The sequence below is a fragment of the Thermoclostridium stercorarium subsp. stercorarium DSM 8532 genome (assembly GCF_000331995.1).
Taxonomy (GTDB): Bacteria; Bacillota; Clostridia; order DSM-8532; family DSM-8532; genus Thermoclostridium; species Thermoclostridium stercorarium.
In genome coordinates this window covers 728254-749170 of record NC_020134.1, presented here as the reverse complement: position 1 = coordinate 749170, position 20917 = coordinate 728254, and the positions used below count along the sequence as shown (strand labels likewise).

Annotated in this window: 20 protein-coding genes and 1 tRNA gene; 1 reads left to right on the top strand and 20 read right to left on the bottom strand. The window is 42.5% G+C overall.

The features are described from left to right. The 20 genes from CST_RS03305 to CST_RS03225 form a co-directional block, all read right to left on the bottom strand. Window positions 1-1164 carry a glycoside hydrolase family 10 protein gene (locus tag CST_RS03305; RefSeq protein WP_015358407.1) on the bottom strand — a complete coding sequence of 388 codons (1164 nt, stop codon included), beginning with the start codon at window positions 1162-1164 and terminating at the stop codon, window positions 1-3. A gap of 326 nt (window positions 1165-1490) precedes the next feature. Beyond that, window positions 1491-2168, bottom strand: coding sequence for a carbohydrate ABC transporter permease (locus tag CST_RS03300; RefSeq protein ID WP_201763984.1), 678 nt, complete (start codon window positions 2166-2168; stop codon window positions 1491-1493). Between the two features lie 48 nt (window positions 2169-2216). After that, complete coding sequence (locus CST_RS13635; RefSeq protein WP_201763983.1) at window positions 2217-2729, bottom strand: carbohydrate ABC transporter permease; 513 nt, start codon at window positions 2727-2729, stop codon at window positions 2217-2219. Next, window positions 2701-3147 carry a carbohydrate ABC transporter permease gene (locus CST_RS13630; protein WP_015484901.1) on the bottom strand — a complete coding sequence of 149 codons (447 nt, stop codon included), beginning with the start codon at window positions 3145-3147 and terminating at the stop codon, window positions 2701-2703. The genes CST_RS13635 and CST_RS13630 overlap by 29 nt, the downstream gene beginning before the upstream one ends. Then, window positions 3144-4790: a DUF5696 domain-containing protein gene (locus CST_RS13625; RefSeq protein WP_015484900.1), complete on the bottom strand. Its 1647-nt coding sequence runs from the start codon at window positions 4788-4790 to the stop codon at window positions 3144-3146. The genes CST_RS13630 and CST_RS13625 overlap by 4 nt, the downstream gene beginning before the upstream one ends. After that, complete coding sequence (locus CST_RS13800; protein WP_201763981.1) at window positions 4766-5683, bottom strand: DUF5696 domain-containing protein; 918 nt, start codon at window positions 5681-5683, stop codon at window positions 4766-4768. Before CST_RS13800 ends, CST_RS13625 begins: the two co-directional genes overlap by 25 nt. Window positions 5684-5693: 10 nt before the next feature. Beyond that, on the bottom strand, window positions 5694-7178 hold the full coding sequence (locus tag CST_RS03285) for a YIP1 family protein (protein ID WP_015358406.1): 1485 nt from the start codon (window positions 7176-7178) through the stop codon (window positions 5694-5696). Between the two features lie 139 nt (window positions 7179-7317). Continuing rightward, entirely contained in the window at window positions 7318-8283 is a 966-nt protein-coding gene (locus CST_RS03280; protein WP_335743706.1) for a carbohydrate ABC transporter permease, read from the bottom strand. Between the two features lie 9 nt (window positions 8284-8292). Continuing rightward, on the bottom strand, window positions 8293-9195 hold the full coding sequence (locus CST_RS13615) for an ABC transporter substrate-binding protein (protein WP_201763980.1): 903 nt from the start codon (window positions 9193-9195) through the stop codon (window positions 8293-8295). Further along, entirely contained in the window at window positions 9119-9685 is a 567-nt protein-coding gene (locus CST_RS13610) for a hypothetical protein (protein ID WP_015484896.1), read from the bottom strand. The genes CST_RS13615 and CST_RS13610 overlap by 77 nt, the downstream gene beginning before the upstream one ends. After that, window positions 9660-9824, bottom strand: a complete 165-nt coding sequence (locus tag CST_RS13890; protein ID WP_369461553.1) for a helix-turn-helix transcriptional regulator — start codon at window positions 9822-9824, stop codon at window positions 9660-9662. Before CST_RS13890 ends, CST_RS13610 begins: the two co-directional genes overlap by 26 nt. Window positions 9825-10153: 329 nt before the next feature. Next, window positions 10154-11359, bottom strand: a complete 1206-nt coding sequence (hydF, locus tag CST_RS03265) for a [FeFe] hydrogenase H-cluster maturation GTPase HydF (protein WP_015358404.1) — start codon at window positions 11357-11359, stop codon at window positions 10154-10156. 12 nt (window positions 11360-11371) lie between these two features. Continuing rightward, window positions 11372-12790 (bottom strand): [FeFe] hydrogenase H-cluster radical SAM maturase HydG, encoded by a 1419-nt coding sequence (gene hydG, locus CST_RS03260; RefSeq protein ID WP_015358403.1) that lies wholly within the window; start codon window positions 12788-12790, stop codon window positions 11372-11374. Window positions 12791-12848: 58 nt separating this feature from the next. Beyond that, on the bottom strand, window positions 12849-13895 hold the full coding sequence (hydE, locus tag CST_RS03255; protein ID WP_015358402.1) for a [FeFe] hydrogenase H-cluster radical SAM maturase HydE: 1047 nt from the start codon (window positions 13893-13895) through the stop codon (window positions 12849-12851). Next, window positions 13879-14166 carry a TM1266 family iron-only hydrogenase system putative regulator gene (locus CST_RS03250; RefSeq protein WP_015358401.1) on the bottom strand — a complete coding sequence of 96 codons (288 nt, stop codon included), beginning with the start codon at window positions 14164-14166 and terminating at the stop codon, window positions 13879-13881. Before CST_RS03250 ends, hydE begins: the two co-directional genes overlap by 17 nt. A 239-nt stretch (window positions 14167-14405) precedes the next feature. After that, window positions 14406-15572, bottom strand: a complete 1167-nt coding sequence (locus CST_RS03245) for an iron-containing alcohol dehydrogenase (protein WP_015358399.1) — start codon at window positions 15570-15572, stop codon at window positions 14406-14408. 211 nt (window positions 15573-15783) lie between these two features. Then, window positions 15784-16269, bottom strand: a complete 486-nt coding sequence (locus CST_RS03240; RefSeq protein WP_015358398.1) for a DUF6518 family protein — start codon at window positions 16267-16269, stop codon at window positions 15784-15786. A gap of 198 nt (window positions 16270-16467) precedes the next feature. Beyond that, entirely contained in the window at window positions 16468-17373 is a 906-nt protein-coding gene (locus tag CST_RS03235; RefSeq protein ID WP_015484895.1) for a DNA adenine methylase, read from the bottom strand. Window positions 17374-17570: 197 nt separating this feature from the next. Next, the gene (locus tag CST_RS03230; protein WP_015484894.1) at window positions 17571-18842 is read right to left on the bottom strand and encodes an ArsB/NhaD family transporter; all 1272 of its coding nucleotides are present in this window, start codon (window positions 18840-18842) and stop codon (window positions 17571-17573) included. Window positions 18843-19068: 226 nt separating this feature from the next. After that, window positions 19069-19143: transfer RNA gene (locus tag CST_RS03225), tRNA-Ala, on the bottom strand. A gap of 222 nt (window positions 19144-19365) precedes the next feature. Between CST_RS03225 and CST_RS03220 the strand changes: the two genes are divergently transcribed. After that, window positions 19366-20808, top strand: a complete 1443-nt coding sequence (locus CST_RS03220; protein WP_015358395.1) for an outer membrane protein assembly factor BamB family protein — start codon at window positions 19366-19368, stop codon at window positions 20806-20808. Window positions 20809-20917: the final 109 nt, after the last annotated feature.

Below are 20917 nucleotides of genomic sequence, written 5' to 3'. Positions count from 1 at the left end.
TTATTCCCGCAACCGTGAAGGATCAACTATCGCCCAGAAAGCTGGTTTCGGCATGAAATTTCTGTCGAACAGCAGCGGGGCATTGGTACGTTTTACAGGAAACCCGTTCAACCAGGAATATTTGTCCGAAATGCCCCAAAACACCACTGCGCTTACAATGTCCTTATTTTCCTTTAACGCATCAAACAGTTCCTGATAACGTTTGGCCTGTAAAGTCAGGATATAATCGGGTATACTATCGCCGTAATCGCTGCGGTCATTCCATGAATATATGCTCATGTCCAGTTCGGTAATTATGTTGTCCAGTCCCAGTCCGGCAAATTTTTTTATAGACTCTATTATTCGCTCGACAGGCGGATTGTAAATATCAATATGTGTCTGATGTCCCACCCCGTCAATCGGCACACCCTTCTCCAGCAAATTTTTCACTAATTCATACAGTATATCTCTCTTGACAGGGTCATCTGTATTGTAATCGTTGATATAAAGCTTAATATCGGATCCTCCCGCTTCCCTTGCCGCACGGAATGCCACTTCGATGTACTCGGTACCGGTAATCTGATACCAAGGACTGTTTCTCATACCGCCGGGATCATTGGGTTCAATTACCTCATTCACCACATCCCATGACTTTATGTCGTCTTTGTAGCGTAAAACCACAGCACGAATATAATTCTCAAGCCGTTGCAGCAGAAGTTTCCTGTTTTCTTCACGCTTCTGTGGATCAGTCTCCTCCACCATTGGTTTTCCTTCTTTATCCAAGAAAAACCAGTCGGGCGTCTGATTATGCCACACAAGAGTGTGGAAGCGCAGTTCCATACCGTTTTCTTTCGCAAACTGCACAATTCTGTCAGCGTCTGCCCACTGAAAATTACCTTCCGTCGGCTGAAGTGACGCCGGTTTCATTGCATTTTCCGCCACGAGCATGTTCACGTGTTTCTTATACAGTTCGGCTATTTGGCCTGTGGTATACCCAGGCTCAATGGCCGCTCCAATCGGAAAATAGTCTCTGAAAGCCTCAGCAAGCGATGGGATGTCTTCAGCAGAAGTTTGATCGTTAAAGGCCTTTTTCCCCGTTGCAAAAATCAATGATAAAGTCGCCATCAGAAAAATACCTCCCATGGTTAAAATTAAGCTCCATTTTTTGTTTAAGAATTTATTCATTTAATTCACTCCTTTGACTGACGGTTTTTTTACTGCAGAAATGCATTTTTCCGCCCATCGTCCGGGAATCAGCCGACAATACCTGTCCTTTCAATGCTTTCCACAAAATAACGCTGAGTGAATATGTATAATATAATCAGGGGTAACATTGCAAGCAAAATACCAGTGTCTTGTACCATGCTAAGGTAAAAGGGATCTGCCTTACCGCTTCCGCCGAGTATTGAGGTTAACTTAATAGACAAATTATAAGGCAATGATGCCAGCTGTGTGGCCATAACTTTAGCCGACGGCAGATACATGGTGGTGTAAAAGCTGTCATTCCACTGTCATACAAACGAGAACAGGCTTACAGTTACAATAGCCGGAACCGCATTGGGAAGCATAATGCTTGTAAAAGTCCTTGTAACACCTGCGCCGTCCACATACGCGGCTTCCTCCAGCTCACGGGGAATACCCCTGAAAAACTGCCTGAATATGAAAATAAACAGCCCGCTTTTAAATGAATTTCCTGTAACTGAAGTAAGGACAAACGGCCAAAAGCTGTCCATAAGGTTTACCGGTTTCCCCGCAATCAAAGGGATCAAACCCATTAACGTAAAATCCTTCAGGTTCAGATAAACAGGGATAAATACAGTTGTCGGCGGAACAAGAATGGTAAGTATTACACCTGCGAAAAGCAGGTTGCTTCCTTTAAATTTAAGCCTGGCGAAACCATATCCTGCCAATCCGCAGGAAACAAGGGTCAAAACCGTCGTTAGCAGGCACAGTAAAGCGGTATTTAACAACGTTCTCCAGTAATCCATCATCTCAATTGCGTAACCAAAATTCTCGAGACTGAAATTCTGCGGGATCCATACAACAATCGGTGAATACAAGTCCGATTTGGCTCTTACCGCCAGGGAAATCTTTTTAAATATGGGATACAAAATGACAAACGACAACCCGGCCAGCAACACCGACCGAACAAAAGGCCATAACCATTTTCCCGCTGACTTAAAAAACATGATATTCTCTCCTTTATCAATGCTTTTACCTCCCTTTGGGCATTTCTTCTATTCCTGATAAAAGACTCTCCCGGAAATCAAACGTGAGCAAACAATCAAAATAATGCCAATCGCCAAAAAATAAACCCACGCCATGGCAGAGCTTAAACCGAAGTTAAAATTTCTTAACGCGGTTTCACGGATTAAATCGATCATCGCATTGCTTGAAAAATGATCGATAACCGTATAAACCACATTGACAAGAATAAGCGGACTAACCAAAGGAAAAGTGATTTTCCAGAACGCTTCATACCCCGTGGCCCCTTCTATTATTGCAACCTCATACATAGCCGACGGTATTGACTGGATACCCGCAAGGAAAATTAGAATTTGCACTCCCGATTGGCTTATTATTTCATATATCCGATTCACCGCTCCCGTCAAATAAACAACAATCGTCTCATCAACTCCCATTTCAAGCATCATCCGCTCCAGTTCGAAACTGGTCATTATGTTTAGAAACCTCGAACCCGTCCTTTCGGCCTGAACCGCTTCAATCAGGCTTGAGCTTTCCAGGTGCAATAATTCCCGAAGCCAAAATCACAGGCAGGAAAAACACAGCTCTCGCAAAAGCCCTGCCTTTGAATTTTTGGTTAAGAATCACGGCAATAAACAGACTAAAGACTACAATCAATGGCACATTAACAATCATATTGGATATTGATTCTACCAGTGTGCGGTTGAAGCCGGTATGTACAGTAAAAGCCTCAATGTAATTTTTAAATCCCACAAATACAATGTCCAATCCGTCCTCTTTCATATCCACTTTGCTTAAACTGTAACGCAGAGAGGTAAACAGAGGAATCAGGAAAAATGAAACAAATCCTATAAGCCACGGCAAAACGTAGATAAATCCCCAAAATGATTTTTGACCCTCATATGACCCAAATTTCTTTTTTATCATCATGGTTATTGGTCCTTTGTTAAATCCGCTTTTCACCCGGCACCACCACCCACATAAAAGTCCTCCGCTTCAATCAATACACCGTCAACGACCACTGCCTCACGATTGTAATTGACTATCACATGCACGCCGTTTTCGTATACCGTTTCAAAAACACCGTCCATCAATTTCCGGTGGGATATTATCTTCCGGCCTTTAACCGGTTTCAGTACCGCATTTACCTGCTGATAAACCTGTTTGGCCAAGTCCAGCCACTCTTTGTAATAAACGGAATAAAGGTAATCAAAATCGGTATCTTTAACTTTATTGCTTGGCTCATAACTCCATACAAAATACACATTTGAACCGTATTCAAGGCACTTCAGCACATAATGCCGGTAATTCGTGTAAGTTGATAAATTATAAGGCGTCCCTGTGTATTCAATAAACCCGCGGATAACCATCTGATAAAAGGGAATTGCCTCATCTTCTATCTTATACCTGCTGTTTCCCAAAGCTAAATCAGTAATGTCGGTAACGTAGCGCCAGGCATATGCATTGCCTCCTCTGGCCATAATGTTATAGCCGTTCCGGTAAATTTCATCCAAAGCCTGAACGGAAATTCTCTCCGATACCGTCCTGTCAATCTGATTATTCCTGCGGAAATCGCTGTTCAGCTCATCAGCAAGGTCCCGTAAGGATATACCGTCAAAGCCCAGCTTTTCCATACCGGATAACATCTTTTCGACATAATCATTAACATAACGGGGAGACAATACATATGAAGGATCCCGGTTCCTGTCATGGCGGTTTAACGCCAAATCAACCGGGTAAACAGCTGCGGGCAGCGCCGTCAGCCTTCTTGCGGCTTCTCTTGTTTCATTGAAATTCGACGTATTATAAACTCTCAACAAAGCAACATCCGGATACAATGAAATATCTTTCCCTTTTATATAATTCAGGAAATCTGTCAGTCCTTTTTTTCCGCCTATGACCCGATCCACCGATACCGACTTGGGGACCTTATGGTGTTCGCCTCCGTTAAACCAGCCGCTGTATTTTAACTTTATGTTGCTCACACCCGCTTCTTCCAGCTCGGATAAAATTATTTCCGTCTGTTCAAAAGCGGTTAAGGGTTCCAGCGCCTTGTAAGGCACTCCCGCAAAATGTTTGCGGGTAGGTATGCTTCCAACAAGCTGAAGATAAAAAGGAATGTTATCATCCGGTTTTTCTGTTATGTTCTTTCTCAGCATGTCATTCTCCATAAGGTATTGCCTGTAATATCCTGCCATTCCGTCATATGTCGCATCATCGCCGCTTAAAAACACATACCTCACAACAAAGTCAGTCTTCACTGGGCTTTCCTGATAACGGGGAAATGAACGTTTTTGTCCCTCGCCCTGCAGCACAACATCGTCTTTGTGTATTACATAAAAGCTCGGATAAACATAATTGTAACTGTTTTCCCTTCCACTCACATCGGCATTGACTATGGCAACCGCAGCACCTTTCTCAATGATTCCAAGCACTGCGCCGTTTTTCTTTATTATTCCAAAAACCGGCATCCTCGCTTTTTCAGACCATGCCAAAACATCCGTATGTTCCACCGCCAGATCCGTACCGTAAATCTCCTGCCTATAAGGAGGATAATTTGATTTTCCGTTGTTAAAATATATCAAGGCCCCTGAGCCGTCCGGCACAAAAAGCGCACCTTCCTCATCCGGTCACCCGCCCCGAAGAAATTCAGAACGCTTATTTCATGAACGGGATATTCCCTGAGATACCTGATTTCATCCACCGGAACCCTGACAACAAGGCTGTCTTCTTCCAGTCTGTATTCCAGAGAAACATAAAACAACCGGGGGGCTGGCTTAGCCTGAGCCAAATCATGTTCCGCCAGATCATAGGCCAGGTCCTCTTCAGTATAGCCTGCTTTTTCAAAGGCCTCGAGTGTACGTTTAAGCTGCAGGCCCGCCAGGCCGTCGTTTCTCACATACACACCGTTTTCCCTGTCTTCTATATATGCAACTCTCAATGCCCGGCGCAAAGTGTTGTCATCAATTTTACCCAGAATCTTTTCTTCAAACCTTGCCTTGCTTATCATTTTGGGCAAATCCTCTATAGTCTTTTCAGCCGTGCCGAATTTATAAGTTACCTTAACTCCGCCTGGTATAAGTGTATAGGCCGACTGCCCGTACGCTACGCTGTCTGTGTATGAATTAGCGTAACTGAACTGTCCGAATTCATTGCTGAATTCCAAATTCACCTGCGCCGACAACAGGTCCCTTTTTTCCCCTCCGGCTACAGGATCTGTATCCCTGCCTGCCGGGTTGCTGCGCCAGATGTATCCGTTTCTTTTATCAAGCACAGCAACCTCTGCGGTTTGATCATTTACATACAACTGCAGATAGTCACTCTCCGCTATTCCTTTCATGTCTTGAAGGAGAGGATTCGTAAAGACAGCTGTGAACGTTTCTCCGTCAAGTTGTATATCCTGGATGATTTCAGTCTCCGTTGCAGCAGCGGAACAACCTGTAACAATAATCAGAAAACACAGCATGCAAAGCAACAACCGTTTTGATATCCTCATCATTATCCCTCCTTCAGAAGCGGAGCAGAATCTCTTTGATTATTGTGACTGCAAACGATAAAAGCTGTTGTATCAGATTAAAGAACAACAGGCACAGAAATGCCAGAAAGCCTATCGTTCCCACTGTAACGATCATAGTCCCCACAGTTTTGGACGGTGTGAACTGATGTATCGTCATATTGCCAACAAACAGCAGGTATAAACACCACAACGCTGCAACACTCCGGGAGAAGTAGTAAAAAGTGGCTTCTTCAGCCGATATGTAATTGCTAAGTATAATCCAGGGTATACCAATTAAAATAAGCGGGAGCAATGCAAAACAGGTAGACATGAATATTTCCGAAAACTTACCCTCACCGTCCATCAATGTTGTCAATGACCAGTTAGCTATGCACCAGAATAATACCGGCAGCACCACATATACAATCTCCAAAACGCTGTTAAACTCCCTTGGGTTGTTGTAATTTACAAGAAAACCGTTATACTGTGTCTGCAGGATTTTTGTGATGCACAGCAATGCCAGGATTACAAAGGATATAATGAGATTTACCCTCTTATTCCTTCCGTATTTCAGTTCCCAGTATCCGTCATACGGGTGAACCATTAACCGTAAGGGGTACCTGAGTTCCTCCCTCGCAAACAAAGGTGATCTCCTGATTTTAGGCCATATAAATTTTTTTATAAAAGGGGTACACAATACCAAAATACATAACAATGTCATCAATAATGGGAAGTATTCCCTTAATTCCTCACGGCGATAAAGGACATAGGCTTTTGAGTAATTTCTCCTGTCCATGCTTTCTTTAAAATGCTCAACCGCCGATGTATAATCTCCTTTTCTCAGAAATGCCTTGCCAATCCCGCCGTAGGCATACTCAAAGTTGGCGTTCAGATGAACCGCCCTTGTAAACATTTCAGCTGCCTTTTCCTCATTCCCGTGATAATAGCTCCTTATAGCCTCATTGACAACCCTTCCGTATTCAGTAGGCTCAAATACCGTTATTTCACCCAGTACTTTATCCAGTATCAAAAAATTATCATTTATTCGCTCTATCGCCACTGGAGTGTCAAATTCCCCAACCCTGTTTCCGAGACCGCCGAATACGTAGAGCAGGTAGCCATCGCCATTGTACGTAAATATACGCCCTCTTTTTGCATCCAGTACCGAATAAATTTCGCAGTCTGTAACATCAATATCAGTTAGCCTGGGCGGCCCAGCTTCCGAAGTATAACGGAAATCACCTCCAGGAGGTACATACCCGTCTCTTCGCAAAATATCTATTCCCTGGGCGTTAAGTCTTTTTACATCTTCATTGTTGTTGTCTGCACTCACTGCATATATAAAACCATCCTCATCAATGTCCATGTTTGTAAATTCGGTCGGAACAAACTGAACCATCCGGCTCCGCTGTTCCTTTGTGGACAAAATTTTCCACAGATATTCAATGGGATTAACCTTTACTCTGTTAGCTCCTATATAGCAAAGGCTTAAAAGCATTGTTTATTGTATATACAAGCGGTAAGGCCATAAATGCGCCAAACAGGGAGAGCAGTAAAAACAGCACAAGCGTTGCGGCAAATGAACGGTTCAGCTTTTTTTGACGGTAAAACCCAGATATTCTCCTTCTGGACATTATTCATCCACCTATCTTTCTAATCATTTTTTGTGTTAAAAGATTGGTGCCGAGCATAATAACAAACAAAACAGTTGCTATAGCTGATGCATATCCCATTTCGAACCTTATTGTTCCATAGTCCATAAGGTGTGTTACAACAGTATGACCGGCGTAATTAACACTCGGAAATCCCGCCAATGCCACCGAAATATCTGCAACAGCCAGGGAATTGGTGATTTGCATTACGGCACCGAACAAAAGCTGCGGTCTCATTGACGGCAATACAATATACCACAGTTCCTGCAATCTGTTTTTTATGCCGTCCACCGCTCCGGCTTCAATCAATGATCTGTCAAGCGACTGCAAACCGGCTATAAAGGCGAGGAAACTGGTTCCGAGGCTCATCCAAAGCTGAACGACAATCAGCACTGTCATAATATATCTTTCGTCTTTGAGCCACTGTACAGGTTCAAGAATTATACCCAACCTGATCAGCAAGCCGTTTATAAAACCATACCTGTCCCCTGAAAATATAATCTGCCATATGTAGTACACATTACCCGATATAGAAGGGGCATAAAATACAAGGGTCATAAACGCGCGGAGTTTCGGAGGCAGCTCATTAATTATCCATGCAAATATGAAACATGCAAAATAACTCACAGGTCCTGTAATAATAGCAAAATAAAAAGTATTCCTCAGTGCTATCAGAAAAATATCATCGTTCAGGAACAAACGGGAATAATTCTGCCATCCGATAAAACGGGGAAGCTCCAGCATGTTGAAGTAAGTGAAGCTAATCCCTATCGAAGCTATTACGGGCAGCACAACAAATGTGAAAAAGATAATCATATACGGAGCCATCAATACATAATAATACCTGTTTTTGTATATTTCTTTCTTTACATCCGGCCACTGAAAGTATTTTTTAACTTTTTGGGGGAGATAAGTCCGCGTTCTGTCGATTCTTTTCTGCAAATCTCTCACTCCTTTCTTTTAATAGGGTAAATTAAATTCCTGCCGTTTAACCCTGATTTCATCATTAATATAAATGACATGGTCAAGAAGGGCTTCCCTGTAATTTTCACCATTGTTTACCACCTTTCTGAAAGCATTTTCAAGATGCCTTCCGGTGAAATAACCGCCGGGAACCTGGGGATAGCCTCTTACCCATTTCCACTGTTCCGCCAGATTCCGGTAATCATTTAAAGGCCACGGCAGTTCCTCCAGCGCCTCAATATTCGCCGTAGGATAACGTGCCGCTTCACCCATCAAAGCCTCCATCTCCCTGCCGAAACGGACCTGCGTTTCCTTATCAGTCCACCACTTTATAAATTTCCATGCCGCTTCTTTGTCCTTTGCATTTTTCAATATTATTACGGCAGTCGTGGTACTGGCTACATCGTGTCTTAGGGTTCCGTCATTCTGTATTGTTCCCGGAACGACTGTGAAATCCCACAGTCCTTTAATTTCCGGCGCGGATACCACCAACGTATTGTATGTAGTGTACGGTGCTATTCCTACTGGAATTTCACCCGTTCTGAACCGGTTGATAAAGTCAGCCTGCAACGGTAACTTATAGTTTGTATAAAACTGGGTCCATCGTCTGAATACATCAATGGCAATTTCGGAATCAAAGGCACTCCTCTTTCCGCCGTCTGTATAAAATTCGCCGTTATTCTGATACAACAGCATGGCATAGGCAGATATATCGATTACGTTATTGGAAGACACAGGCAGATAAAAATCCAGATTTTTCTTTTTCAGCACGGCAATTATGTAATAAACGTCATCCCATGTTTTGGGAGGTTCAAGCCTGAGTTCATCCAGAATATCCTTTCTGTAAAACAATACCGGAAAGATCTGCTGCTCGGGCAGACCATATACCCCCCCCTTCATACCTGTAAGGCAGCAGTGCACTTTCATGAAATCGGGCGGCTACTTCTTCAAAATCCTCAAATTGCGATAAATCCATTACCGCTTTTCTCATACCGTAATTAACGGGAATGTCCTCACTTACCTGCATTGCCACGTCAGGCCCATGACCTGCAAGGGTTGCCGGCAACAGCATATTTGACGGTGCACAGATTAACTTTTTCCAGTAATGTACGAATGGCTTTCCATGCTTATCTGAATTGAATGAAACTTTTACAGACTGTCCGATGTTTTCGGTGACATTAATATCTTTAATTCCACTGCCGTACAGAGAACCATTATACGGCTCATTCAGTACCGCCCTGTCGTCTATTGCAGCTATATACTGTGTATATTGTATTTCCCTTCTGTTGTTATTATATGATTTTACGTTCAGCTTTTCGTTGCTTAAATTGCTTTTTTGTTCCCTCATTTTGCTTTGTCTGTATTCAGAGGGGAGAACACCCTTCGGCATTTTTGAACACCCTGTACAGCATTTTAACGTTGCAGAATCCGCAATCTATGGCAATCTCCGTCAGCGGTTTGTTCGTTGTTAATATCATCCTTTTTGCTTTTTCAAGGCGTATTTTTGCTAAATATTTGCCAAATGACAAACCGGTATGTTTTTTGAAAAAATGCGCAAAGTAATAGTCGTTCAAGTGAACCAGCGAAGCCGCGTCGTGAAGCGAGATATAGTATACAGGAAAAGTCAGGGTTTAACGACAAATATTAGTTATTCTTTAAAAATTATAATTTAAAGTCTCTGCCAGTGTAAAGAAGTAGCGCATCTAACATTTTTATTCGACCGGTTTAAGATTAATTAACTCTATGTATGTATTTTTTTACTTCGTTATGGAACAATTATATACACATTCGATTATAAAATAAAAACAGCCGGCTTATTATGCAACCGGCTATTTTTATTCCTGTGCTGAAACGCGGGTTATCTTTTAATTTCAGCCAACAGATGAGGGAAAATGGCAATGCTTCTTTGCAGAATCCCATGCACATATGATATAAGGATACCGTAATTGGTTATCGGAACATTTTGTTCCACGGCACGCTTCCGTCGGAATTGTATTTCTCTTTCGTTAAGCATGCAGCCGCCACAGTGGACAACCAGCTTATACCTTGACAGATCGTCAGGAAATCCGGTACCCGACGTAAATTCAAAATTTATATCCTTCTTGGTATATTCCCTAATCCATCGCGGCAGTTTGACGGTTCCTATATCATCACACTGCCTGTGGTGGGTGCAGCCTTCGGAAATAAGAACAGTATCGCCGTCCTGTAGGGTATCCAATGCCTTCACAGCCTTTACCGCAGTATCGAGATAGCCTTTGTACCTGGCAAAAAGGATGGAGAACGAAGTAAGAAAGATATCCTCCGGTGTCTCAGCCGCCACTTTCTTAAACGCCTGACTGTCGGTAATGACAAGCTTCGGCTTTTTGCCAAGGTTCTTAAGGGTATAGCGAAACTCGGTTTCCTTCGCCACAACAGCAGTGGCTCCCGAATCCAGAATATCGCGGATGGTCTGCTGCTGCGGAAGTATCAGCCGTCCCTTCGGCGCTGCCTTGTCAATCGGCACAACCAGCACAACAAAATCCGACGGTTCAATAAGATCGCCGACTATTCTTTTTTCGGGCCCGTCCGGCGCGGCCAAAGCGGCTATTTTCTCCTTCAGTCTGTAAACATTATATCCCGTTTTTGCACTGACATGAATCGCATCGTCGGTTTCATCCGGTATTTTTTCCAGCAAATCGGCCTTATTGTATGCGATAATATATTTGATGTTTTTCTCATCAAAAAGCTTAATCAGTTCTTCATCCTCCGGCGATTTTCCGCTGACCGAATCTATTACCAGAACGGCGACGTCCGTTTTGTTCAGCACCTGCCGGGTTTTCTTCACGCGAAGCTCTCCCAGTGTACCTTCATCATCAATACCCGGCGTATCTATGATCATAACCGGCCCGACGGGAAGTAGTTCCATCGCCTTATACACCGGGTCGGTTGTCGTGCCCTTTACCTCGGAAACAACGGCAATCTCCTGACCGGTAACTGCATTAACAAGACTGGACTTACCTGAGTTTCTCTTCCCGAAAAAGCCTATATGGACGCGGTTTGCAGACGGTGTATCATTCAATCCCATGAACTTTCCTCCTTAGAACCTGAAATCACGAAGCCCGTTGCCAATCTTCACGAGGTTTTCCTCGGTGAACTTTCTTATCCTGTCGCTCGGAATTCTTGACAATTCTTTCTGAATGAGAGCCTCGCCCACGGCTTTCGTTTCAGGCTTTGCATAATCTTCCAGGTATTCTTTCAGTGTCATAAGGGCATTGGGATGGCAGAAATTATGAATCTGCATGTTCTTGCAAAGGCTCATGAAGCGGTCACCCGTTCTGCCCGCCCTGTAGCATGCGGTGCAGAAACTTGGAACATACCCGAGTTCCATCAGCCATTTGACTACTTCATCAAGGGTTCTTCTGTCATTTACCTCGAACTGCGCTGAATCTTCATCTTCTGGTTCAGGGTTATAATAACCTCCGACACTTGTTTTTGAACCGCCGCTAATCTGTGAAACGCCCAAGCCCAGTAGGCGTTCCCTTGTTTCCTTGTTTTCCCGCGTTGACACGATTATTCCGGTATAAGGTACGGATACGCGTATGCAGGCCACTATTTTGGCAAATATATCATCGCTTACCGCATTCCCGAATGCCGACGGATCAATGTCATCGGCAGGACGTACTCTCGGTACGCTGATGGTATGCGGCCCCACTCCGAATACCGCTTCGAGGTGCTCGGCATGCATCAGCAATGCAGCAAATTCATAGCGATAGTTTTCCAGCCCGAACAGCACTCCGAGACCTACGTCGTCTATGCCGCCCTGCATTGCTCTGTCCATTGCTTCGGTGTGGTAGGCGTAATCATGTTTCGGACCTGTCGGATGCAACCTTTCATAGCTTTCCTTGTTATAAGTTTCCTGGAAAAGTACATATGTACCTATCCCTGCCTCTTTGAGCTTTTTGTAATTTTCAACCGTCGTTGCGGCAATGTTTACATTAACACGGCGGATTGAGCCGTTTTTGTGTTTCGTGCTGTAAATTGTGTCAATACTCTCAAGTATATACTCAATAGGGTTGTTTACGGGATCTTCTCCTGATTCTATCGCAATACGCTTGTGACCCATGTCCTGAAGCGCGATAACTTCACGTCTTATCTCCTCCTGGGTCATTTTCTTTCTCGGGATATGCCTGTTTTTCTTATGGTACGGACAATAAACACATCCGTTTACACAATAGTTGGACAGATACAAAGGCGCAAACAGCACTACACGATTGCCGTAAAAATCATCCTTGATTTGCCTTGCCAGTTCAAAAATTTCCTCATTTTTTTCGGGTATCTCACAGGCAAGCAGAACCGAAGCTTCCCTGTGGGAAAGACCTTTTCGTAGTTTCGCCTTTGCGATGATTTCATCGATAAGTCCGGTATTGTTTTTGTTCTTATCGGCATACTCAAGAGTTGCAAGAACCTCTTCATGAGAAATGAATTCTTCGGCTTTTGGTGATTTTGGATCATACATAAATAATTACTCCTTTCTTAATCGGGTCAGAGAACTCTTCCCCGTCAGCAACAGATTTTTATTGTTGAATTGATTTATGATCCCCACGGGAGACGGTTATTCTGTAACCTATGCTTTCCATTCTCCGCCGCATGCAGCTTATGCATTCCGCGGCTTCATCCCCCGTACAGATCTTATTGTCATATAACATGTATTTCTTCCTCACGCTCTTAGGCGACAGATTGGGCATAACCACATTCGCGCCGGCAAGTATGCCCATTTCTCTGCCTTTCGGATGTATCGTTCCAAGTGCCGTGGTGGCGGGAAGCAGTACATCGGGAAGCATAAGCCGGATTATCCCGAGCAAAAAGAGCGTGAGCTCAAGCGTTCCCGCCTGTTTATCCGCAAACGGCGTCGCATGATGCGGTATAAACGGGCCTATGCCGACCATATGAGGATTAAGTTTTTTAATAAACAACAAATCCTCAACCAGGCAGTCAGTGGTTTGAAACGGAGAACCTACCATAAACCCGCAGCCCACCTGATAACCTATTTCTTTCAGGTTGAACAGGCACTGCATCCTGTTTTCAAACGAAAGGGATCTGGGATGCAGCTTTCTGTAATGTCCGTAATCGGCGGTTTCATGCCTTAATAGATAGCGATCGGCGCCGGCATCAAAAAACGCTTTGTAACTTTCATAACTTCTTTCGCCAATCGAAAGTGTGACGGCGCAGTCCGGATACCGCACTTTTATTGAACGGATAATATCCACTATTTTATCGTCGGTAAAATACTCATCCTCTCCTCCCTGCAGCACAAATGTGCGAAACCCAAGCTCATACCCTGTGTCACAGCATTCCAAAATCTGCTCCTTCGTCAGACGATACCGCTCGGCTTTTATGTTGCTTTTTCTTATGCCGCAGTAAAAGCAGTCATTCCTGCAGTAATTTGTGAATTCTATAAGCCCGCGTATGTATACGTCGTATCCGTAGTTCTCAATCCGGACATTCCTCGCCTTTTCAAAAAGGTATTCCGCAATTTCAGGATTGCGGTTGTCAATAAGTTCTTTATATTCTTCGGGCGAAAGATTACCTGTTTCGTAAAGTTTATCAACGAGTTGCTTCATCAGCCACCTCTTTCTTTGCTTTCCCAGTTACTTTTGAATACAGTACTTTTGTGCTCACACCGGGCAATTTCCCCAGTTTGCCCGACAGGGCACTGATAATATCCTGAGGCGCATCAATGGCAATGCTTATTATGTTAATTCCCTTTTGGCGATACGGCAACCCCATCCTGCCGATAATATACTCTGCATAGTCGTGCAAGATGCTGTTAAGTTTTTCAACCGAGCCACTGTCTTCAACAATAATACCTATAATAGCCACCCTTGTTTCCATTTTCAAACTCACCTTCAAATAAAAATGCGCCCCGAAAGGCGCAGGAATTCCTCTTCTTTATTTATATATCCCCTGTTCCCTTGCCTTCCGCCTGATACCAACGTATTCGGCGTCAGTAAATTTCCATTTTCCGCCTCGTCATCAGATTTCTCTTTTGACTCAGCAATTTTATTTTAATATTTTTGCGAATGTTTGTCAAAAAAAGATCAAAGACAGGCGAAACACTCATCTGTCAATTATTACATGCAATCCTTAAGGATTTTAATAATCTCCTCGCGGGAAAGGACTTTATACCCTCCGTCCAAAATAAACGTGCTTTTCGCAATGCCTTCAAACATATCTTCAGTCACACCCAAATCCCTGATGTTCATCACAAGGCCGATTTCCCTCATATATTCTTCCATTCTGTCAAGGCCTTCTTTTGCAATTTCCTCATCTGTTTTACCTTCAGGGTTTACATTCCATACATTGATTGCATAGCGTTTAAATTTCTTAAGGCCATAGGGCATAATGTAACGGTAGTACGGAATTGAAACGGCAGCCAGAGTCATACCATGAGTTGCATCAGTGTAAGCGCTTATTGCATGCCCTATCATATGGACCATCCAGTCTTCAGTCTTGCCTTTTGCAACAAGGGTGTTAAGCGCCCATGTAGCGGTCCACATAATATTGCTTCTCGCTTCGTAATCCTCGGGATTTTTGACTGCAACTTTTGAACTGTGAATCAGCGACCTAAGAAGGCCTTCTATGATATAGTCGGTGGTATTGTCGTCTTCTCCGGAAAAGTACTGTTCAAGAAGATGGGACATTATATCAAAGATACCCGCCACCATCTGATATTTCGGTACCGAATATGTGTATAACGGATTTAATATTGAAAATTTCGGGAAAACTTCCGGACCAAACACGCGGCCTATTTTCTGTTTCGTTTCGGTATTTGTTATAACCGAACCGCCATTCATTTCCGAGCCGGTGCCTGTCATTGTCAGAATACAGCCTATCGGAATAATTTTGTTATTCACTTCTTCCATACGTATATAATATTTTTCCCACGGATCTTCTTCACAGTATGCCGAAACCGACACGGCCTTTGAATAGTCACACACCGAGCCTCCGCCAACAGCCAAAATCAAATCCACGTTGTTCTCTCTGGCTATTCTGCAGCCATCATACACCTTTTCCAGTGTTGGATTGGGCATAACCCCCGGATCTTCGAAAATTTCCTTTCCGTTGTCCTTTAAAATTTTTACAACTTCATCATAAAGCCCGATTTTTTTAATGGAGCCTTTGCCGTATACAAGCATCACTTTTTTGCCGTAATTTTTCAGTTCATCGTTCAGATACTTGAGGGAATCTTGACCGAAATACAGTTTTGTAGGATTATAATAAACAAAGTTTCCTAACATCTTATTTTCTCTCCTTCCTGTAACTTTTTAATTAAAACTTTTAATCTTCACCGGAGCAAAATCTCACCGTATTTTAAACGGATCCCGGTTATTTATTATCCTTATTTATTCTCCGTAAACACAATAACGTATTTCCCGTATAAATTAATCTGTACATCTCCATTTTGTCGTTTTTAGCTCCACACGGAAAAATTCACCGGCAAGCACAAAATCAGCGGTCAACCTTGCTGAAAAAAAGGAAATAAACCAACAACGCATTTATTACAAAATCATACAACCTTGGGCCGTCAAACAAAAGTATACTTGACAAAACCGAACAAATAACGATCCCAATGCTTATAATTTTCGGGAAAATACCTTCTTCTTTTGCCATCCATGCGAAAAAAGCCATAAAAGGCGTTAGGCAGGCAAAAACAGTCCAGCCGATAATACCCCATCTGTCATACCACCCATGGGTCAGATAAACAACGGTATAATACGTAATAAGCATTCCGATACTTAGCAGAAATACATTTACCATGGCTTTTTTCTCAGTCTTGCTGTAAATGGATATTACAGTTCCTATCAGTATCCAAACCGACAATTGTGAAAACATATCTCCAAGGCTCTGAGTGTAAATATCGAGCAATCTTGACACAACACCCAATAAAAGGCCTGCCACGAACATGCTTAAGGGACTGAGTATTTTGTCCTTCATGCCTTGACCTCATTTCATTATCGGCTTTTAATTATTGATTTTATCATATATGTAAAAAATTGTAAATGTAGATTTTTTTCAGAACTTTATGCAATATCCTGCTACTTCTGTTTTGCAGGCCATTAATGAAATCCTCATATATTTTATTTAGCAAGTGTTTTTGATTTGATATTCCAAACCGGAGGACAAATTCGTGGTTTAATACACTTTATAGTTCGTTACAAGGATTTCACTGATAAAACCTCTTCGTTTTCCGTTGGAATTGATCGCACGCTTTGCTTTAATCCGGTGAATATAGAAGTCTTTATAAAGTTCGTCAAAAAAATTGTCATCAGGATTCACATTCTTAGGATCTGAATTGCTCAGCATAAGAAAAGCTCCTGTATTGCTCATTTCTGCAAAAAACTGCGCAAGCCGGACCTGGTCGTCATCGGTAAAATCAAATTTACTGTAAGACGTGAAGCTGGATGTTATATTAAGCGGCCTGTATGGCGGGTCAAAATAAACAAAACTGCATTTGTCAATATGTTTGGCGCTTTCCCTGTAATCGCCTGCAAATATATGCACCTTCTGGAGCAGCGAACTTGCCGCATATAAATTTTGCACATCACAGATAGTCGGATTCTTATGCTCGCCGTGGGGCACATTGAACCGTCCTGAGCGATTAACGCGGTATAGGCCGTTAAAGCATGTACGGTTAAGAAAAATAAACTGAGCGGCGCTTTCAATATCGGGCAAATAGTTTAAAGCGCGTGAATTATATAAGTATCTAATCTCATAATACATTTCCCTTCTGAATTTCTCGTTCAGGTTTAAGTACCTGCATTCCAAATCGGCAAGATATTCCACAAGGGCCCTGATTTCATTTTTAATCGCAAGATACGTGTTTATTAAATCCTCATTTATGTCAAATATAAAAGCCTCTTCAATGTCATATGTCTGCAAGATATCAAACAAAACCGCACCGCCGCCTGCAAAAGGCTCTATATAGCGCTTTATTTTGCCCTCGGTAAGCTGCGTCGGATAATATTGCCTGAAAATACCCAATAGCTGTCTTTTACCTCCTGCCCATTTTACAAAAGGTTTAACATTTACAGTTCCCACCTTGTTTCTCCTCTCGCAGTATTCTGAAAAGACAAATCCTATATACAAAACTTTAATTGAAAAAGCGAATAAAATCAAACAGCATGGCATATTGCGCAAAAAATGAAATTACCCCGGTATGCGGTTGGTATACGGTCGAAAAACACCGGGGTAAAATACAAGTTCACATATAATTCCTTTTTCGGTTAACAGAAAATTTATCTCCAAATCAGCCAAATCAGTACATACCCGCTTGTAACGGCTGCCAGTGTAAAAGGCACGCTGATTTTCATAAAATCCTTCGCGCTGACATTGTATCCTTCCTTTTTTAGAATGCCAAGACCGGTAATATTGGCAGAGGCTCCGATAGGTGTAAGATTTCCGCCAAGCGTCGCCCCTGCAAGAAGGCCGAAATACAGAACCGTTGGATCTGTTCCCATAAGGTTCGCAATTCCACCCGTAACAGGCAACATCGTAGCCACATACGGAATATTGTCTATAAACGCCGAGAAAAACACCGACGCCCAGACAAGCAGAGTGTACATTAAAAATACATTATCTCCGCTTACCTTAACAAAAAGCTCACTTATCGCATCCACAACACCGGCTTCGGTAATACCGCTGATCACAATAAAAAGGCCGCCGAGTAAAAGCAGTGTAAAATAATCTATTTCCTTGAAGGTTTTCTTTACCGTCTCAAAACCGCGGGAACGAGCGGTCTCGCGAACCAGCCCTACAACCATCAGCCCGACACAGATAAGGCCGTTGGTAATCGAAGGCTTCTTTTCCTCCGGAATGAAAGAAGCAAGAATCAGGAGTACTATGGTACCAACAAGAAGTATGGTTGGAAAATAATCTTCCACGACTGTTCTTTCTTTAACTTCAACCTTCTGATTTTCCTTACGGAACACCCACAGAAGAACTAATATTGACATAAGCGCCCCAATCTGCACAATCCAAAACAGGCCCAGCTTTCCCCTGTAGAAAAAGAAATCCAGAAAATCCATATTGGCATGTCCGCCGAGCAGAATGGAAGTGGTATCGCCCACCAGGGTTGCCGCGCCCTGGAGATTGGATGATACTGATATTGCAATAATGCCGGGGACGGGCGATATTTTTAATTTTTTGGATATAGTCAGCGCAACAGGCGCCACCATAAGAACCGTTGCCACATTGTCAATAAAGGCCGAAATAATCCCCGCAAAAAGGGACAGAGAAATGATCGCCCATTTGACATTCGGCATTCTCGTTATAATCATATCGGCGAGAAGTGAAGGCATTTTTGATTCAATAAACAGTGAAACTATTCCCATTGTACCGGCAATCATCATAATAACGTTCCAGTCCACTGAGAAGAAAACCTTGTTCAGCGGAATGATACCCAGAATAACAAAAAGCGCGGCTGAAGTCAGTGCGATATATGCTCTGTAATTGGGCAACACCAGCAACAGAACATATGTAATAAGGAACAATACAAGTGCTAAAATCAAATCCACACATCCTTTCATATTTCTGATCAACAAGGAGAAATTATATCATAAAAATAATACTTTATACAGAATAATGTCGATATCTGACGATTTCGAAACTGTAACTTACTAAGACAACATAAAAAACGCGCCAAGTAAGCGATAATGCTTAATACAAAAAAAGAAGACTGCCAAAAAATAATCGTGCCGGCGACAAACCAGTCACCGGCACGATTGTGGATTTTGATGGTGGAGATGAAGGGATTTGAACCCTCGACTTCCACAATGCCATTGTGGCACTCTCCCGCTGAGTTACATCCCCACAAATATTATATTATACGCTGTCAGCACTGCCTGCCTAATCACTGATGACATAGGATATTATACAGGTTTTGCGTTGTTTTGGCAATAGTTTTATCAAAATTCGGAACAGGAACGCAGACAGGCAAAATCCAAATATTGTATTGACATTTACAATTTTTAGCTTTATAAGTATTATATGTGATTAATATACTAATTATTGGAAAATGAGGTGTTGTATTATATGAGATTATCCAGCGTTTTTATCATCATAGCATTCATAATGCTTGCAGCATTGTCGGGCTGCAGTAATTTGTCCCATGACACTCACGAACCGGTAACTGAGGAAAATATACATAATGCCGCTGAAGATGACGAAAACTATAAAGACAATGCTGACAATAATAAAGAAAATAATAATGAAGAGACAAAGTCCTCAATCAGATCATGGAAAGACATGTACCAAAGCAAATGGACCTTTTGTGGTGATCTGGACAACAACTACCCCATTGATGACACCGGTCAGGTATTGATCGCCTACGGTAATGACAATCAAATCAGCGGCTATCATTCAGACACGTATTTATATGGTTTAAACAAGGATACGGGCGAAAAAATATGGTCGGTATACGGTGGCTATTATCCCATTCACTACTGTATTAACGAGCCTGAAAATACAATACTCATTGGTACCAAACCATCCGTAGATGACGATACAAGGCTACAATGCATTGAGATAACCACCGGTAAATTACTTTGGGAAAAAATTTTTTCATTTGAAATCAGACGGCTTGCAATTACAGACAAAACAGTTGCCGTTCAGCCATACAACCTGAATACAATTATGGTGCTGGATGTCACCAACGGTGAAGTACTTTGGGAAAAAGAACTGGAACAGAATGAAGTGCTTATATCATTACAGAGGCAAATGAATAACATCATTGTAAGCCAAAAAGACGGTCTGGCTGCATATGAACCAAGCTCCGGACAAATGAAATGGAAAGTGGAAGGCAACCTTTTCCCGGAAAGTCCCCATCCCATGATAATGCTGCCTGACGTGATTGAATCAAAGCAGTACCAGATTTTATCGAAAAATACTAACACACAATGGATAACCTTCGAAGATTGCTTCAGGAAAATAGATTTCAATACCGGCGAGGTGTTGGATTCGATTCCTACGGGGGGAATTAATCTGTTGTACCTTCTGGACGGCGAATTTTCAATTGTTAAATCATATGAAAAAGAAGACAACGGCAATTTATTCACAAAATCCTTTTCGTTATATTCAAATTCACAGAAAAATGAATTGTTTTCAAAAAACGATACGTTACTGGGGGCGGTGGTTTATCAGAATAAACTTATTTACACAACCCCTGAGAAAATTAAATGTATTTCACTGGATACGTCGGATTTGCTCTGGGAATGCGGCTATTCCTTTGACCCGCCGGAAGCCTACAGCCCGCTTATTATTCAAAACCGGCTGGTAATTGTCAGCAATGATAAAATTCACGTATTTAACCCGGATTCGGGTGAATATCTGTACCAGGTAGACGATTATAATTTGCCGGTATATCCCATACTTGATATCCCGGTTGTTGACCACTCACCAAGCGTTATTTACGTTTCTGGTAACGAGATTTACATTTCAAGGAACGACGGGCATCTCGACGCTTTAATTTTGAAATAAAGTTTCAGCAAAAAAGTACTCGGGCAGCAGGCGTCAACAATATTCCCGGCTGAACTCACCTTTCCGGCAATGCATACGCAAAAAATTGGGATATCGTATTTGCGATATC